Genomic DNA, 18174 nt, shown 5'->3' with positions numbered 1-18174 from the left:
TTCTAGTCAAAACTAGAAAGAATATACAAAATACACTCCCTTACTATTCGTTTCCTCCACTTTTTTAATACAAAACAATATCAAATATATATCCTTCTCTAATCCTCTTGACAACACTTCATTAGCTGGTAAAATTAGATTAACAATACAATATAGAAATAAAAGTTCGCCTCATTAAAAATGAAAGCGCTTTTAATCACTAAAGGAGGTTTCTATGGAAAAAATTTGGAGGGAGAAATCCTGTCGCTACAGTATTCGAAAGCTAACAGTCGGCACAGCCTCTGTTTTGCTTGGAGCGGTTTTTCTAGCTAGTCATACCGTCTCTGCTGATACTATTGAAGTACAGCAAAACGAGCCTGCATTAGAGAAAACTACAGTTAAGACAGACACTATAACAAAAGCAAGTGAATCAACTGAGCATACACAGCCAAACGTGCCAATTGATCATACAAAACTAGTTCTAGCTAATAATAGTTCTTCTGAAAGCAAACCCGCTGAGGCTGATGTTACTTCTGCTACAACTAACCAAGCCAGTACTGAAGCTATTGTAAAACCTAATGAAAATAAGGAAACCGAAAAACAAGAACTACCTGTGACAGAACAAAGCAACTATCAGCTAAACTATGATCGACCAACAGCTCCTTCCTATGATGGCTGGGAAAAACAAGCACTCCCAGTTGGGAATGGTGAAATGGGTGCTAAGGTTTTTGGTCTCATCGGCGAGGAGAGAATCCAATACAACGAAAAAACTCTTTGGTCAGGTGGTCCGCGTCCCGACAGTACCGACTATAACGGAGGAAACTATCAGGAACGTTATAAAATTTTAGCAGAAATTCGTAAGGCTCTTGAAGACGGAGATCGCCAAAAAGCCAAACGATTAGCTGAACAAAATCTAGTTGGACCAAACAACGCCCAGTATGGACGTTATCTAGCCTTTGGTGATATCTTCATGGTCTTCAATAACCAGAAAAAGGGGCTGGATACAGTTACAGACTATCACCGTGGTTTGGATATCACAGAAGCCACTACTACAACTTCTTACACCCAAGATGGAACGACCTTTAAAAGAGAAACCTTCTCAAGTTACCCTGATGATGTTACTGTTACTCACTTGACCCAAAAAGGGGACAAAAAACTTGATTTTACAGTTTGGAATAGCTTAACAGAAGATTTACTTGCTAACGGAGACTACTCAGCGGAATATTCTAACTACAAGAGTGGCCATGTTACGACAGACCCAAATGGTATCCTACTAAAAGGTACAGTCAAAGATAATGGCCTCCAGTTCGCATCCTATCTAGGAATTAAAACGGACGGAAAAGTTACTGTTCATGAGGATAGTTTAACAATCACAGGAGCTAGCTACGCTACGCTTTTACTCAGTGCCAAGACTAACTTTGCTCAGAATCCAAAAACAAACTATCGCAAAGACATTGACCTCGAAAAAACAGTTAAAGGCATTGTAGAAGCAGCTAGGGGCAAAGACTACGAGACACTTAAAAAGAACCATATCAAAGACTATCAAAGCCTCTTTAACCGCGTCAAACTAAACCTAGGTGGAAGCAATGCTGCTCAAACGACAAAAGAGGCCCTTCAGACCTATAACCCTAGCAAAGGGCAAAAACTGGAAGAACTCTTCTTCCAATACGGACGTTATTTATTGATTAGTTCATCTCGTGATCGGACAGATGCCCTTCCTGCCAACCTACAAGGAGTCTGGAATGCCGTAGACAATCCACCTTGGAACGCTGACTACCACCTCAATGTCAACTTGCAAATGAACTATTGGCCAGCCTACATGAGCAATCTAGCTGAAACAGCCAAGCCAATGATCAATTACATTGACGATATGCGCTACTATGGCCGTATCGCTGCTAAGGAATACGCCGGTATCGAATCCAAAGATGGACAAGAAAATGGCTGGCTGGTTCATACCCAGGCGACACCATTTGGCTGGACTACTCCTGGTTGGAATTACTATTGGGGTTGGTCGCCAGCAGCTAATGCCTGGATGATGCAGAACGTCTATGACTACTATAAATTTACCAAGGATGAGACTTATCTCAAAGAAAAGATTTATCCAATGCTCAAGGAAACAGCTAAGTTCTGGAATTCCTTCTTACACTACGACCAGGCCAGCGACCGTTGGGTATCTTCTCCATCCTATTCACCTGAACACGGTACTATTACCATTGGAAATACCTTTGACCAATCACTAGTCTGGCAGCTATTCCATGACTACATGGAAGTCGCCAACCATCTGAATGTCGACCAAGACTTAGTTACAGAGGTCAAGGCTAAATTTGACAAACTAAAACCACTTCACATTAACAAAGAAGGACGCATCAAGGAATGGTACGAAGAAGACAGTCCCCAATTCACTAATGAAGGGATTGAAAATCACCACCGCCACGTTTCCCATCTAGTTGGTCTCTTCCCAGGTACGCTCTTTAGCAAAGATCAAGCTGAATACCTAGAAGCTGCACGTGCTACCCTCAACCACCGTGGAGATGGTGGTACTGGTTGGTCTAAGGCCAATAAAATCAACCTCTGGGCTCGTCTCTTAGACGGTAACCGTGCCCATCGCCTGCTTGCTGAACAGCTCAAATATTCAACCCTAGAAAACCTTTGGGATACGCACGCACCTTTCCAAATCGACGGAAACTTTGGAGCAACCAGTGGGATTGCAGAAATGCTTCTTCAATCACACACTGGCTACATTGCACCATTGCCAGCCCTTCCAGATGCTTGGAAAGACGGTCAGGTTTCTGGTCTGGTTGCCCGTGGTAACTTTGAAGTTAGCATGAAGTGGAAAGATAAAAACCTGCAAAGCTTGTCCTTCCTTTCAAATGTCGGTGGAGACCTAGTTGTAGATTATCCAAATATCGAAGCCAGTCAGGTTAAGGTTAATGGCAAATCTGTCCAAGCAACTGTTCTTAAAGATGGCCGCATTCAACTGGCAACACAAAAAGGTGATGTCATTACCTTTGAACATTTCCCTGGTCGTGTAACCAGTCTGACAGCAGTTCGACAAAATGGCGTCACTGCCGAACTTACCTTCAACCAAGTAGAAGGCGCTACCCACTATGTTATCCAAAGACAAGTGAAAGACGAATCTGGCCAAACCTCTGCAAGCAGAGGATTTGTGACCAATCAAACCCATTTTATCGACCGTTCACTCGATCCTCAACTCGCCTACACTTATACTGTTAAGGCTATGCTGGGTAATGTTTCTACACAGGTATCCGAAAAGGCCAATGTCGAAACCTATAACCAATTGATGGATGACCGTGATAGCCGAATCCAATACGGTTCTGCATTTGGAAACTGGGCAGACTCAGAATTATTTGGAGGAACAGAGAAGTTTGCTGACCTTTCACTAGGTAACTATACAGATAAAGATGCGACAGCAACCATTCCTTTCAATGGTGTTGGTATTGAAATCTATGGTCTCAAATCATCTCAATTGGGAATCGCTGAAGTCAAAATCGATGGTAAATCAGTCGGTGAACTGGACTTCTATACTGCAGGTGCAACTGAAAAAGGTAGCCTTATCGGTCGCTTCACAGGATTGTCAGATGGTAGTCATGTGATGACTATCACTGTAAAACAAGAGCATAAACACCGTGGAAGTGAACGTTCCAAAATTTCCTTAGACTACTTTAAAGTTTTACCGGGACAAGGAACAACCATTGAAAAAATGGATGACCGCGACCCTCGCATTCAATACGGATCTCAATTCAAAGATTGGAGCGACACTGAATTATATAAGAGCACAGAAAAATATGCGGACATCAATAACGCCGACCCAAGTACCGCTTCAGAAGCTCAAGCAACCATTCCATTTACTGGAACAGGTATTCGAATTTACGGACTTAAAACATCCGCTCTTGGAAAAGCTCTCGTGACACTAGATGGCAAAGAAATGCCAAGTCTAGACTTCTACACTGCTGGCGCTACCCAAAAGGCAACCTTAATTGGAGAATTTACTAATCTGAGTGATGGCAATCATATTTTGACATTGAAAGTTGATCCAAATTCACCAGCAGGTCGCAAGAAAATTTCTCTAGATTCATTTGATGTGATTAAGGCTCCAGCTGTAAGCTTGGATAGTCCAAGTATCGCACCACTTAAGGAAGGGGATAAAAACATCTCTTTAACTCTTCCAGCTGGAGATTGGGAAGCCATCGCTGTGACCTTCCCAGGCATCAAAGATCCACTCGTTTTACGCAGGATAGACGATAATCATCTAGTTACGACTGGAGATCAGACTGTCTTATCAATTCAAGATAATCGGGTACAAATCCCTATCCCTGACGAAACCAATCGAAAAATTGGAAATGCGATAGAAGCTTATTCTATCCAGGGAAATACAACAAGCAGTCCTGTCGTAGCTGTCTTTACCAAAAAGGATGAGAAGAAGGTTGAGAATCAGCAGCCAACTACAAGCAAGGGAGATGACCCTGCTCCTATTGTAGAAATTCCTGAATACACTAAGCCTATCGGTACAGCAGGACAGGAACAACCGCCTGTAGTAAATATTCCGGAGTATACTAAACCTATCGGCACAGCAGGACTAGAACAACCCCCTGTAGTAAACATTCCTGAGTACACTAAACCTATCGGCACAGCGGGACAAGAACTGCCACCTACCGTTTCTATTCCTGAGTACACTGAGCCTATCGGAACTGCTGGACAGGAACAACCGCCTACTGTTTCTATCCCTGAATACACTAAACCTATCGGAACGGCTGGACAGGAACAACCTCCTGTAGTAAATATTCCTGAATACACTCAACCTATCGGTACAGCAGGACAAGAGCAAGCACCTACTGTTTCTATCCCTGAATATACTAAACCTATCGGTACAGCAGGACAAGAGCAAGCACCTACTGTTTCTATCCCTGAGTACACTCAACCTATCGGCACAGCAGGAATAGAACAAGCGCCTATTGTTTCTATCCCTGAATACACTCAACCTATCGGCACAGCGGGACAAGAACAACCACCTACTGTTTCTATCCCCGAGTATACTGAGCCTATCGGTACTGTGCGACAAGAACAGCCACCTACGGTTTCTATGCCTGAGTACACGAAGCCTATCGGTACAGCAGGACAAAAGCAAGCGCCTACTGTTTCTGTTCCTGAATATAAACTTCGTGTCTTAAAAGATGAAAGGACTGGAGTTGAAATTATTGGAGGGGCGACTGACTTAGAGGGAATTTCTCACATTTCTAGCAGACGTGTATTAGCTCAAGAACTATTTGGTAGGACCTATGATGCTTACGATCTTCACCTTAAAAATCCAACAGACCAGAGTTTGCAACCAAAAAGAGCTGTCTTGGTTCGCTTGCCTATTTCCTCTGCTGTCGAAAATGTCTACTACCTAACTCCATCAAAAGAGTTACAGGCTCTCGATTTTACTATTCGCGAGGGAATGGCAGAATTTACGACTAGTCATTTCAGCACCTATGCAGTCGTTTATCAAGCTAATGGAGCATCAACTACTGCAGAGCAAAAACCAAGTGAAACAGATATCAAACCATTAGCCAATAGCTCTGAGCAAGTTTCATCTAGTCCAGACCTTGTTCAATCTGCAAATGATTCTCCTAAAGAACAACTTCCAGCTACTGGTGAAACATCTAATCCACTACTATTCTTGTCAGGATTGAGTCTAGTCCTAACAGCAACTTTTCTACTTAAGAGTAAAAAGGATGAATCAAACTAACGTTTAACCACACAAAAATCAGGATGAAGATAAGCTTCATCCTGATTTCTTTGTCAATAAAGGATTATTTTTTACAGTAGATATAAAAAGGCTAGTGTCAAGAGACTTGCTAGAAGCCCCACTCCCCAAAAGAAGAAGTCAACCTTCCACTCGCTCCAAGGATTTCCTTTACCAGACAATCCTCCAAGCTCAAAATGGTGATGCACAGGCGTCATACGAAAAATACGTTTGCCACCTGTCAGTTTGAAATAACCGACTTGCATCATGACCGAAGTTGTTTCAAAGACATAAACAATTCCGATAATCAAGAGAGTCCATTCTTGGTGGAGGGCCATAGAGATAGCTGCCAACATTCCACCTAGGGCCAAACTTCCCACATCCCCCATAAAGACCTTGGCAGGCTTGTGGTTAAAGACGAAGAAACCAAGTAAACCACCAATCATGGCAAGAATCACTAGAAGGATATCCATCTGACCTTGCACATAGGCAATAACTCCATAAGCAGACAAGCTAATCACAACGGAAATACTAGCTAGACCGTCAATACCATCTGTCAAGTTGACTGCGTTTGAAAAACCAACTAGCCAGAAAAGAGCGAAGATAATATAGAAAATCCCTAAATGCACTTGGTAGCCAAAGACAGAGAGCATATCGCCCCCACGTTCATAGAAAAGGTAGAAAATAACACCACCTAGAAGCTGAAGAGCCAATTTCTGTTTGGGGTTTAGCCCCTCATTGATCTTTCGGAAGACCTTGAGAAAGTCATCTAAAAAACCAACCAAACCATACAAGACCAAAATAAACAAAACCATACCAACATTATTGGTCAATTGTTTTGAAAAAAGAGCGACGAGGAAACTCACCACAACTGCAGCAATGAGGAAAACAAGCCCCCCCATTGTAGGAGTCCCAGCTTTTGCCTGGTGCTGTTTGACATCCTCATGCATCTGCTGGCCTGTAATTTGCGCCTTTCTATAAAATTGGATAAAGGCCGGAATTCCTACTAAAGTTAGTAAAAATGTCACAATTCCAGCACTGATGGAACTAATCATGTTAATCTCCTAAAGTTAATTTAATTTTTTTAATGTTTTTGATAGCTGTATTGGTCCGAACGTCTTGCTTTTGGACGACGGAACCTGAACCTTCAAATTCTAGCTCAATATCCAACCATTTAGCAAAGGTCTCAGCAGTCTCTTTTTTCCAGCCATACATATCTGGAATTTCTTCTACCTTATCCGATAAAAGGAGAACTTGTTGGTTTGGTGCAAGATTTTTTCCTTCTTCTACAGAAGTCTCTTTAATCTTTGTTCCAGTACCAACAACGATTGGTTGCACAATATTTCGACGTAAGGCTTCCGCCAAATCACCAGGTGAAATATCCTTGATGCTAGGCATTGCATACGAAGATTCTGTCGTCACTTGATCTAAATTCTTAGCTGGAGATTGAAGGTTCAGAGATTCTTTCATCGCTGAAGCCCGCTCCAATATTGGATTGGAAAACTCTCCCAACTGGGCAGCTGAATAATGCTCAGGCTGTTGAACCGTTACATACAAGATAAAATCAGGATTTTCAGCAGGATTCATAGTCACAACTGAGAAAATATAATTGGTAGAACCAACCAAGTATCCTCCATTTTTCTCATCAGCGATTTGAGCCGTACCGGATTTAACTGCTACATTTTGTCCAGGAACTGTTATAATTGGCTTTCCTGTGTAGTGATTATACATAGTTCCATATAGAGGGTCCGTCCCAACTAATATCATGTTAGTACGAGTCAAGCTTGCTGCATCTTCAGATACAGGTTTTCCTACAATCTCTTTTTGAGACTTTCGTACAGACTGATTGTTAGTATCATAAATAGCACTTATAAATTTTGGCTCCAGCATAACTCCATCATTAGCAATAGCTGTAAAGGCACGAAGCATTTGTGTTTGTGTTACTGAAATCCCTTGCCCAAATGAGCTTTGAGCAATATTGACAATATTATCAGCTGGAAGTTGACCAGCGTATTCATCTGTCAAACCAAAGCGAGTTGGGACCCCAAATTTAAAGCGGTTTAGATAATCCAACCAAGTAGCATCTCCCATTTTTTGTTCAAGTAGACTCATTCCAACATTACTGGAGTGAGCGAAACCTTGTGAGAAAGTCATCATCCTACCAGTAGTCAAACCATCATTAACATCCCAATCTCGAATCGTCGCATCCGCTATTTTTAATTCACTGCTATTGAAGTATTCTCCACCTGGGAAAGTATTATTATCAATAGATGCTGCTAGCGTCATGACCTTCATGGTTGATCCTGGTTCGTAATTACTTTGATAAAGAATATCACGCCAAACAAAATCTTTGGTGATGCCATCCTTAGTATCTGCATTAAAGGTAGGTCGTTGGGTGGTAGCGAGGATTTCACCGGTCTTTGCACTGACCAAGGTCGCGGTCATATACTTACCTTTTACTTTTTCTAGAAAGGCATCCATCTGAGTTTCCATGAAAGATTGGAGCGGACTAGACAATGTTGTATAAACATCCTTGCCATCTACAGTTTGTTGCGATACCTGTTCTGTACCGGGTACGATATTTCCTACACGGTCTTTTTCATAGGTAATAATACCGTCTGTCCCAGCAAGAATGGTATTTAAAGAACTCTCCAAACCAGAAGTCCCTAACAAACTCTTACTACCATCCTCATTTTCATGAAGTTGGGCTAAGCCAATAAAACTAGAAGCAAATTGTCCATTTGGATAGCTTCTGTTAGGGCTAGTTGTAAAGTCAATCCCCTCCACACTAGCATCTTTTAACTCTTTTTTAATAGCCATCATATTGGCATAGGTAATCCCATTTCCTTTTGCACCAAAGGAAACTTGGGTCAGATTTGGTTGAGCCAGTTGCTCTTTTACATAAGCTTCATCCATATCCAAATACTTATGGAAGACTTCAGCTACCTTATTAAACTGCGAATCCTCTACATAAAGAATTTTTCCAGTTGCTGACTTGTATTTTTTATCAATAACAGCATATACGTTATAAGAGGTCGCATCTTCAGCGATAGGCACTCCATTTCGGTCATAGATAGTCCCACGCTTAGCAGGGACTGTGCGAGTTGTTTGGTGAACCTTCTTAGCTTCTTTTACCAAGTCAGTACCAAATTTACTACCACTCCCGATAATAACAGCAAAATTGACCAAAAAGATAGCGAAAAGTACGACAGCTAACAAACTGATGTACTTGCCGACTATTCTACGGTTTTCTGCTGGAGATTTACGATTTTTTACCGCAAATCGGGTTATTTTTTCTGTCCATTTCATATCTTACTCCGCTGTTCGGATATTTTCATTATTCAATTTCAAATCTTTTTTATCTGCAATTTCTTTCAAGCGCTCGGAACGAATCAATTCATTCACTTCCTGCTTAGCATCGTCCAGTTCTGTCTTCTTCTCCTCTATCTGCGCATTGATTTTTGTCAAATCACTTTGCACTTGCAAGAGTCGTGTCTGCATAAAGATAATACTCACTGCTAAGACGAGAGCTGTAAAAGCGATGGAAAGATAAAAAGCCTTCTCCACACGGGAGAATTTTTTGATACGATTCTGCAAGAATTGACTGGTTGTTTCTTTCTTATCTACCATTTTTTCCTCTTACTTGTGAATTTTTCTGGCCACGCGCAACTTAGCTGAGTGCGAGCGGTTATTGGCTTCTAATTCTTCTGCACTTGGCAAGATTGGCTTACGGGACACCAATTCCATCTTGGGCTTGAGATCATCTGGGATGAAAGGCAAGCCTTTTGGAACTTCAACTGTTGAAGCTTCCTTGAACAATTGCTTGGTCAAGCGGTCTTCTAGCGAATGGAAGGTAATCACTGAGATTCTACCATCTAGAGCCAACATATCCATAGCCTGCTGGATAGATTCATCTGCAGCTCCCAGTTCATCATTGACTTCAATCCGAATAGCTTGGAAAATCTGCTTGGCAGGATGGCCCTTCTTCTTGAGCTCCTTAGCAGGCTTAGCCGACTTGATGATCTCTGCCAACTCAGTCGTTGTCTCGATTGGCTTGACTTCACGTGCTTGTTCAATCTTACGCGCAATCTGTTTAGAAAACTTATCCTCACCATACTTGAAGAAAATACGAACCAAGTCATGATAGTCATAGTGATTCACCACTTCATAAGCTGTCAGACTAGCTTCCTGATTCATCCGCATGTCCAGTGGCGCATCCTTTTTATAAGAAAAACCACGCTCACGCTGGTCCAATTGAGGACTAGACACTCCCAAGTCATAACAAATTCCATCAATTTCCTGAACACCAGCTTCGCGCAAACGTGCCTGTAAATGACGGAAGTTATCCTTTATAAAAGTCACCATCCCCTTTTCAATGTAAGGTGCCAAACGTTTTTGCGCATTGTCAATGGCATTCTGGTCCTGGTCAAAGGCATAGAGATGGCCTTTTTCACTTAATTTACTTAATAAATATTCGCTATGGCCTGCTCCACCCAAGGTCGCATCAACGTAAACACCGTCAGGTTTCACATCAAGCATATCAATCGTTTCGTGGAGTAAGACCGTTACATGATGAAATTCTTTTGTCATATCCTATCTATTTTACCACAAATCCGACCAGCTTGCACTAGTCAGACAAATAGGGCAAAAAAAGTAAGATTTCTTTAAGAAATAGATGTCAAATATGCTTGACATCTATTTCATAGAAGAATATAATATAGTCAAATATATACGACACAAATCAGAAAGGAGTCCAGATGAATCGTGTGAAAGAATTTCGCAAGGAACTGGGCATTTCCCAGCTCGAACTAGCCAAGGATATAGGTGTCTCGAGACAAACCATCAATATGATTGAGAACGACAAGTACAACCCAACTCTGGAACTCTGTCTCAATCTCGCCCGTAGCCTCCAAACTGACCTCAACAGTCTCTTTTGGGAGGAAGATTTTTAAAAAAGGAGCAAACTTATGAAAAAAGAAACCTTCACTGAAAAACTCATCAAACGCATATACGGAATTTCTGGTCCTCTCGACGAACACAAACGACGCGAGGCTGATCGTATTGGCAATCAAGTCTTTATCATCCTCTTTTATCTGATGACGTTTGGGAATCTCATCCCCTTCGTCCTCGCTTATAAATACCCGCAAATTGTCGCTATCGGCTATCCAATCATTGTCTTTATGATTTCCATGATTTCTTCTCTCTATGTGCTCTCCCAAACCAAAAAAACAGGCATCACAGCTATTGATCCAGATATGCTGAGCGAGAAAGAAAGTAAGCAACTACACTACCCTGGTCTGAAAGCGGGTTTGTTTGTTGGTCTATTGATATTTTTTATAACACCTCTTCTCCATATACTGCTAGGTGAGAGCCAGGACTATCTTCAGTCTCTTCTCGCTTTTAAAAATATTTTTTCAAGTATTCTCCATTCTTTCTTCTTCGGAGTGATTATACAAATTATCATCTCCCGTCGCATTGCTAAAGCTAAGAAAGATCAAGATGAGGATTAGGAGGTGCCCTATGAAATCACTAATAACTTTACTTACCTATCATCTTTTGTTCAGTTCTCTGCTCATCTTCATCATCGTTTCAGGGAACTTGCCAATCTACGATATAGTCCTCCTTCCAGTCTTTGTTCCAGCACTCAACAAAGGATTGACTTATCTAAAGATAGATTCCCAAAAAACGCGCATACTCAACCTAGCACTATGCTTTATGATTCTATCCTTTCTATCCTTACCACAGCTGACGCTCATTTCAAGCAATTGGAAATATTATATACTGCTAACTATCGCCATCCTTTCTTCTATTACTTATCTTTATTATCTCTATCAATTCGTAAAAGAAACAAAATAACATCGTTCATTTAGGAGAAATCACCCATGAAAAAAGAAGACTTAACAACTCGCTTACTTCGAAATTTCTTTCATATCCAAGGGCCTTTTGATGAATGCCGTCAAGAGGTTATCTACAAGGCTTGCGCCCGTTCCATGATCCAAATCTTTTACTCTTCCTTCATTCTCTTCCTATTCTATATTTTGTTCGGAAGCTTTATAGAAATTGTTCGAAATGTTATGCCCTACATCTATTTTGGACTCATTTTGTTCATGAGTATAAAAGCTCAAAAAGCCGTCCAAGAGCTTCATCTTGAAAAGGATGACAAATCAGAAATCATTCTCAAAACCTACAGCAAAGCTCAAATCAAATTCCGAAGCTGGATTGTGTTTATCGGTATTCAGATTGGCTTCTTTACCTTACTCATCTTTCATAAAGTCTTCGTTCAACAGATGTCCCTTTCAGATTTTGGAAAGTTGCTCATGCAATTCGATAAAAGTATTCCTTTCCTGATGTATAGCCTGATTATCGGAAGCATTTTTGGAACCCTGACCTACGGATTTCTATCACTACAGGAGGAGAAAACTCCTAAAAATACCAAACAGAAGGAGAAAAGCAAGCAATGACTTCACTATACGATTTTTCAGTCTTGAACCAAGACCATCAAGAAACTCCACTAGAGACCTATCGTGGTAAGGTTCTCTTGGTTGTCAACACTGCTACTGGATGTGGTTTAACGCCCCAGTACCAAGGACTTCAAGAACTCTATGATCGCTATCAAGAACAAGGTTTTGAGATTTTAGACTTTCCTTGCAATCAGTTTATGGGACAAGCACCAGGCGGCGCAGAGGAAATCAACGCCTTCTGTAGCCTACATTATCAAACCACCTTCCCACGTTTTGCCAAGATCAAGGTCAACGGTAAGGAAGCAGACCCTCTCTATGTTTGGTTGAAAGAACAAAAATCTGGCCCACTGGGAAAACGAGTCGAATGGAATTTCGCTAAGTTTCTCATCGGTCGAGATGGGCAGGTCTTTGAACGCTTCTCTTCAAAAACAGACCCAAAACAAATTGAAGAGGCGATACAAAAATTACTCTGACTTTTTTTTGAATACATTCTTTCATTCAGTTTAATTCTTAAAAGGATGTATTTTTTTCTTTAAAAAGTGAAAGAATTTCTTTAAATTAGGTTTACTTTCTCTATTGCATTTCTTGGAACAATTTAGTATATTTGTTATGTTAAGGTTTTTAAGTTATTTTAAAGATTAAGATAACAATTTTAATTTTTTTGTTCTAAAATGAAAGCGCTTAAACAGAGGGGGTAATTAGTCTCAAACTATTGCACAAAATCTAACTATCGCTAAAGAAAATCGTTTCCAAGTCATACTTGGGCTCAGACAGTAGCTGACTGTCTTGATTCAAACTAGGAGTACATTATGAATCGATACCTTTTTGAAAAAGAGCAAACTTTTAGCATCAGAAAATTAACCGTTGGAGTTGCTTCGGTTATGGTCGGACTCGCTTTTTTTGCATCTGGTACAGCACTAGCTGACGAAGCAAAAATTGAAACTACAAGCTCTCAACCAAATGTAGAAAAATTGGCCGAAGTTGAAAAAACCAAACCAGAAGTCAAAAATGAAAGTCCTGTAATTTCTACACCTCAAGAGTCAGAGAAAGCAGAGAAAGCAGAAAAAACTGTTAAACCAGTAGAAGAGAAGACTGTAGCAGAAACTAAAACTACTGACTTGCTTCCTGAAGAAATCCACGATCAAGCTTATCCTGATGCACCCGTGAAAAACATAGATACTTCAGCAATCGTAGACAAGAAGGATAGCCCTAAAGTTGAGACAGAAAGCATTCTAAAAAACAAGGAAGAACTTCCAAAAGAAGCTGAAAATGGTAATCGTGCAATTATCAACGGTGGTCTAGATTTGAAGCACGTCCCTTATGAAGGACAACCTGCTACTGCTGCTAGTATGATTTACACTATTTACAATGGTGGTTCCCAACGCTATATCGTGTCTGGTTCTGGTATTTTTGTGGCACCAAATGTCATCTTGACTGTTGCCCACAACTTTTTAGAATCAAACCGTGATACAAAAGAAGGACATATTCGAGGCGGAGATTCTGCTAAGTTTTACTATAACCTCGGTTCTAATTCTGCTGTTCGCAATTCTCAACCTGTAACGGGTAATACTACTCTATTCAAAGAAGAAGATATTCATTTTTGGAACAAGAAAGAATTTGGAAAAGGATATCAAAATGACTTGGCTGCTGTTGTAGCACCTGTTCCTCTTCAAATCGCTAGTCCAAATAAAGCTGCTACCTTTGTTCCCTTGGCAGAAAATAAAACCTATCAACCTGGGGACCCTGTTAGCACGATTGGATATCCAACTGATTCAAGCTCACCTGAGCTCAAAAAACCAATTGTAGCTGGTCAACTTTACAAGGCTGATGGTGTCGTGAAATCTGTTGATAATTATGATGATAAAGGCTCAAAAGGCATCACCTATCATATGACTTCTGTTTCAGGCCTTTCAGGTGCTGGTATTATCAACGGTGATGGTAAAGTAGTCGGTGTTCACCAACACGGCACAATTGAAAACGGCATCCCTGACAAAGACCGCTTCGGTGGCGGAATCGTCCTCTCACCCGAGCAAGTAAAATGGGTAAAAGATATTATCGCAAAATATGGCGTCAAAGGTTGGTACCAAGGTGATAATGGGAAACGATATTACTTTACTCCTGAAGGAGAAATGTTCAGAAATAAAACTGCTGTTATTGGCGAAAATCAATATTCTTTCGATGAAAATGGTGTTGCGACACTCATTAAAGGAATCGATTACGGACGTGTAGTTGTTCAACACGTAGATGAAACTGGTAATCCAATCAAAACTGATGATACTTTTGTTGAAAAAACTGAAGTTGGAACAGCTTTTGATTATAACTTCAAAAAAGAAATCGCTAAGACTGACTTCTATACAAAAAATCAAGAGAAATACCAGATTGTCTCTATTGATGGCGTCGAAATCAACAAACAACTCAAAGATGAGTGGACCTACAACGTCGTCAGCAAAACAGCTCCAGGAACACGGGTCATCAAGGTGGTTTATAAAGTGAATAAAGGTTCATTTGCCATTCATTATCGTTTGAAAGGCTCAGAGCAAGAATTAGCAGATGTTGTTACTGATAATAATGACGGAAAAGAATACGATGTTTCCTTTGTAAACACTTTTGAAGCAAAAGAAATCGCAGGCTACCGCGCAATCACTCCACGCTTAGAAGCCAGCATCCAGCACAAGGGTGTGAATGATGTTGTCTTTGAATACGAAAAAATCTCTGATAGCTCTAATCCGACTTCAAATGTTTTACCTGCTGCTCATCCAGAAGATAAAGAAACAGAAATCGGAAATCACGGCCCCCTTCCAAGCAAGGCTCAACTTGATTATCACAAGGAAGAATTAGCTGCCTTCATCCACTATGGTATGAATACTTATACTAATTCTGAGTGGGGACATGGAAATGAAGACCCTAAAAACTTCAATCCAACTAACTTAGATACAGATCAATGGATCCGTACTCTAAAGGAAACTGGCTTTAAACGAACTATTATGGTTGTCAAACACCACGATGGTTTCGTTATTTACCCATCTAAATATACAAATCACACCGTAGCTGCAAGCCCATGGAAAGATGGAAAGGGTGACCTTTTAGAAGAAATCTCTAAATCGGCTACTAAATACGATATGAACATGGGTGTTTACCTATCACCATGGGATGTTAATAGCCCTAAATATAAGGTAGCTACTCAAAAAGAATACAACGAATACTACCTCAATCAGCTAAAAGAAATCCTTGGTAATCCAAAATACGGTAATAAGGGTAAATTTATTGAAGTCTGGATGGATGGAGCACGCGGTAGCGGTGCCCAAAAAGTAACCTACACTTTTGATGAGTGGTTCAAATACATCAAGGAAGCTGAAGGAGATATCGCTATCTTCTCTGCCGAACCAACAAGTATCCGTTGGATTGGAAATGAGCGTGGTATCGCCGGTGACCCTGTATGGCATAAGGTCAAGAAAGCAAACATCACCGAAAATGTTAAGAACGAATACCTTAACCACGGTGACCCTGACGGAGATATGTACTCTGTAGGAGAAGCAGATGTTTCCATCCGCTCTGGCTGGTTCTACCACGATAACCAGCAACCAAAATCCCTCAAAGAATTGATGGATATCTACTTCAAGTCTGTTGGTCGTGGAACGCCACTTCTTCTCAACATTCCACCAAACAAAGAAGGTAAATTCGCAGATGCTGACGTGGCTCGCTTGAAAGAATTCAAAGCGACTCTAGATCAAATGTATGCGACTGACTTTGCCAAAGGAGCAACTGTAACAGCAAGCTCGACTCGTCAGAACCATCTCTACAAAGAAAGCCACCTTACAGACGGTAAAGATGATACTAGCTGGGCTCTTTCAAATGATGCCACAACAGGTAGCTTCACAGTCGATTTGGGACAAAAGAGACGCTTTGACGTTGTCGAACTCAAGGAAGACATCGCCAAAGGTCAGCGTATCTCTGGTTTCAAGATTGAAGTCGAAATCAACGGTCGCTGGGTGACTTACGGAGAAGGTTCAACTGTTGGTTACCGTCGCTTGATTCAAGGCAAGCCTGTAGAGGCACAAAAAATCCGTGTAACCATCACCGGAGCTCAAGCAACTCCAATCTTAACCAACTTCTCAGTCTACAAGACACCAAGTAGTATCGAAAAGACAGACGGCTACCCTCTTGGACTTGAATACCACTCAAATACAACAGCGGATACAGCCGGTACAACTTGGTACAATGAATCTGAAGGTGTTCGTGGCACTTCTATGTGGACCAATCAAAAAGATGCCAAAGTAAGCTATACTTTCACAGGAACCAAGGCCTATGTCGTCTCTACAGTTGACCCAGGTCATGGAGAAATGTCCGTCTACGTTGATGGCCAAAAAGTTGCGGATGTGCAAACTAAGAACACTAGCCGTAAACGCAGCCAAAAAGTATATGAAACAGACGATTTAGCACCTGGCCAACATACCATTACCCTTGTTAATAAAACAGGTGAACCAATTGCTACAGAAGGAATCTACACTCTAAACAATAACAGCAAGGGTATGTTTGAGCTTGAAGCAACTTCTTACGAAGTCGAAAAAGGAAAACCAGTCACTGTTAAAATTAAACGTGTTGGTGGAAGCAAGGGTACTGCTACTGTTCGCTTCATCACAGAACCTGGAACTGGGGTTCACGGTAAAGTTTACCAAGATACAACTCAAGATGTGACTTTTGAAGATGGAGAAACAGAAAAGACTGTTACCATCCCAACGATTGACTTTACAGAACAAGCCGACTCTATCTTTGACTTCAAAGCCAAGCTCACTTCTGTTTCTGATGGTGCTTTACTCGGTTTTGCTACCGATGCAACCATCCAAGTGATGAAAGCTGAATTGCTGATCAAGGATCAAACAAGTTATGATGACCAAGCTAGTCAGTTGGATTACAGTCCTGGCTGGCACCATGAAACCAATTCAGCAGACAAGTACCAAAAAACGGAGTCTTGGGCTTCCTTTGGTCGCTTAACTGATGAACAAAAGAAAAAGACAACTGTCACAGCCTACTTCTACGGTACTGGACTTGATATCAAGGGCTATGTTGATCCAAATCATGGTATCTACAAAGTCTTCCTAGATGGCAAAGAAGTTCCTTACCAAGACGGCATGGGAAATGCGTCGACTATTGAGGGCAAGAAATACTTTAGCGGTCACGCTGCTCAACGTCAAGGCAATCAAACTCTGGTTAGCCTAAAAGGTCTTGATGAAAACTTGCACGCAGTCACCCTTCAACTAGATCCTGATCGAAACGATTTGTCTCGAAACATCGGTATCCAGGTGGATCAATTCATCACTCGTGGTGAAGGAAGTGAACTCTACAGCAAAACACAAATCCTTCAATCTCTCTCTAAATGGAAAGACGACTTATCTAACTTTGATCCAAGTGGTTTGAAAAATACAGCAACTGCACGCCAAGCATTTAAGTCTAATCTTGATAAACTCACTGCACAATTAAGTTCTGATACTGTAAATGTACAAGATGTGATGTCAACAGTCACTGCTTTGCAAGATATTCTTAGCAAAGACGAAAATTACCAAAAACCCGGAGACGAAACAAGTCCAGAACAACCAGTTGAACCAAAACAACCTGAACAGCCTGAAATCAATTACGATAAGGCTATGGCTAGCCTGACTGAAGCTATCGAGAAAAAAGTGGCTGAACTTGGTACTAACAACGATGCTAAGAAAAAATTAGTTGAAATTACTGATAAAGCAATCGCAGCTATCCAAGAAGCCAAGACTCAAGAAGACGTCAACAAAGCCCTCAATAACGCTCTTGAACAAATCAAGCAATTGCAACCTAGCCAACCAGAACAACCGGTTGAACCAAAACAACCGGAACAGCCTGAAATCAATTACGATAAGGCTATGGCTAGCCTGACTGAAGCTATCGCGAAAAAAGTGGCTGAACTTGGTACTAACAACGATGCTAAGAAAAAATTAGTTGAAATTACTGATAAAGCAA

The 18174-nt window shown here is 41.0% G+C and carries 11 protein-coding genes; 7 read left to right on the top strand and 4 right to left on the bottom strand.

Features of this window, described 5'->3' with window-relative positions; all coding sequences use genetic code 11:
- The first annotated feature begins 214 nt into the window (after nucleotides 1–214).
- Nucleotides 215–5728 carry an SIALI-17 repeat-containing surface protein gene (locus PAN07_RS10945; RefSeq protein WP_269797939.1) on the top strand — a complete coding sequence of 1838 codons (5514 nt, stop codon included), beginning with the start codon at nucleotides 215–217 and terminating at the stop codon, nucleotides 5726–5728.
- Between the two features lie 71 nt (nucleotides 5729–5799).
- On the opposite strand, the gene mraY is transcribed toward PAN07_RS10945, so the two are convergent.
- From mraY to rsmH, 4 genes are read right to left on the bottom strand one after another with little or no spacing between them, the layout of a single operon-like run.
- A complete protein-coding gene (mraY, locus tag PAN07_RS10940; RefSeq protein ID WP_269797938.1) occupies nucleotides 5800–6780 on the bottom strand; it encodes a phospho-N-acetylmuramoyl-pentapeptide-transferase in 981 nt (326 codons plus the stop codon).
- 1 nt (nucleotide 6781) lies between these two features.
- Complete coding sequence (gene pbp2X, locus PAN07_RS10935; protein WP_269797937.1) at nucleotides 6782–9034, bottom strand: penicillin-binding protein PBP2X; 2253 nt, start codon at nucleotides 9032–9034, stop codon at nucleotides 6782–6784.
- Between the two features lie 3 nt (nucleotides 9035–9037).
- On the bottom strand, nucleotides 9038–9355 hold the full coding sequence (ftsL, locus tag PAN07_RS10930; RefSeq protein ID WP_000227824.1) for a cell division protein FtsL: 318 nt from the start codon (nucleotides 9353–9355) through the stop codon (nucleotides 9038–9040).
- 9 nt (nucleotides 9356–9364) lie between these two features.
- Complete coding sequence (gene rsmH, locus PAN07_RS10925; RefSeq protein WP_000159432.1) at nucleotides 9365–10315, bottom strand: 16S rRNA (cytosine(1402)-N(4))-methyltransferase RsmH; 951 nt, start codon at nucleotides 10313–10315, stop codon at nucleotides 9365–9367.
- 167 nt (nucleotides 10316–10482) lie between these two features.
- On the opposite strand from rsmH, the gene PAN07_RS10920 reads away from it, so the two are divergent.
- The 6 genes from PAN07_RS10920 to PAN07_RS10895 all read left to right on the top strand — a co-directional run.
- Nucleotides 10483–10677, top strand: coding sequence for a helix-turn-helix transcriptional regulator (locus PAN07_RS10920; RefSeq protein WP_001082472.1), 195 nt, complete (start codon nucleotides 10483–10485; stop codon nucleotides 10675–10677).
- Between the two features lie 15 nt (nucleotides 10678–10692).
- Entirely contained in the window at nucleotides 10693–11235 is a 543-nt protein-coding gene (locus PAN07_RS10915) for a DUF3278 domain-containing protein (RefSeq protein WP_084861933.1), read from the top strand.
- A 10-nt stretch (nucleotides 11236–11245) separates the two neighbouring features.
- Nucleotides 11246–11581: a hypothetical protein gene (locus tag PAN07_RS10910; RefSeq protein WP_269797936.1), complete on the top strand. Its 336-nt coding sequence runs from the start codon at nucleotides 11246–11248 to the stop codon at nucleotides 11579–11581.
- A gap of 26 nt (nucleotides 11582–11607) precedes the next feature.
- The gene (locus tag PAN07_RS10905; RefSeq protein ID WP_000711238.1) at nucleotides 11608–12186 is read left to right on the top strand and encodes a DUF3278 domain-containing protein; all 579 of its coding nucleotides are present in this window, start codon (nucleotides 11608–11610) and stop codon (nucleotides 12184–12186) included.
- Nucleotides 12183–12659 (top strand): glutathione peroxidase, encoded by a 477-nt coding sequence (locus PAN07_RS10900; protein ID WP_000203038.1) that lies wholly within the window; start codon nucleotides 12183–12185, stop codon nucleotides 12657–12659. Before PAN07_RS10905 ends, PAN07_RS10900 begins: the two co-directional genes overlap by 4 nt.
- 336 nt (nucleotides 12660–12995) lie before the next feature.
- Nucleotides 12996–18174 (top strand): alpha-L-fucosidase (locus tag PAN07_RS10895; protein ID WP_269797935.1); only part of this gene is annotated, 5179 nt, incomplete at its 3' end.

It is taken from the genome of Streptococcus sp. SM5, from assembly GCF_027497975.1.
This window is presented reverse-complemented; position numbering and strand designations above follow the sequence as displayed.

Bases quoted from the DNA above. Each gene is read 5' to 3' on its own strand.
- PAN07_RS10945 (WP_269797939.1), top strand. From the start codon at position 215: ATGGAAAAAATTTGGAGGGAGAAATCCTGTCGCTACAGTATTCGAAAG.
- mraY (WP_269797938.1), bottom strand. From the start codon at position 6,780: ATGATTAGTTCCATCAGTGCTGGAATTGTGACATTTTTACTAACTTTA.
- pbp2X (WP_269797937.1), bottom strand. From the start codon at position 9,034: ATGAAATGGACAGAAAAAATAACCCGATTTGCGGTAAAAAATCGTAAA.
- ftsL (WP_000227824.1), bottom strand. From the start codon at position 9,355: ATGGTAGATAAGAAAGAAACAACCAGTCAATTCTTGCAGAATCGTATC.
- rsmH (WP_000159432.1), bottom strand. From the start codon at position 10,315: ATGACAAAAGAATTTCATCATGTAACGGTCTTACTCCACGAAACGATT.
- PAN07_RS10920 (WP_001082472.1), top strand. From the start codon at position 10,483: ATGAATCGTGTGAAAGAATTTCGCAAGGAACTGGGCATTTCCCAGCTC.
- PAN07_RS10915 (WP_084861933.1), top strand. From the start codon at position 10,693: ATGAAAAAAGAAACCTTCACTGAAAAACTCATCAAACGCATATACGGA.
- PAN07_RS10910 (WP_269797936.1), top strand. From the start codon at position 11,246: ATGAAATCACTAATAACTTTACTTACCTATCATCTTTTGTTCAGTTCT.
- PAN07_RS10905 (WP_000711238.1), top strand. From the start codon at position 11,608: ATGAAAAAAGAAGACTTAACAACTCGCTTACTTCGAAATTTCTTTCAT.
- PAN07_RS10900 (WP_000203038.1), top strand. From the start codon at position 12,183: ATGACTTCACTATACGATTTTTCAGTCTTGAACCAAGACCATCAAGAA.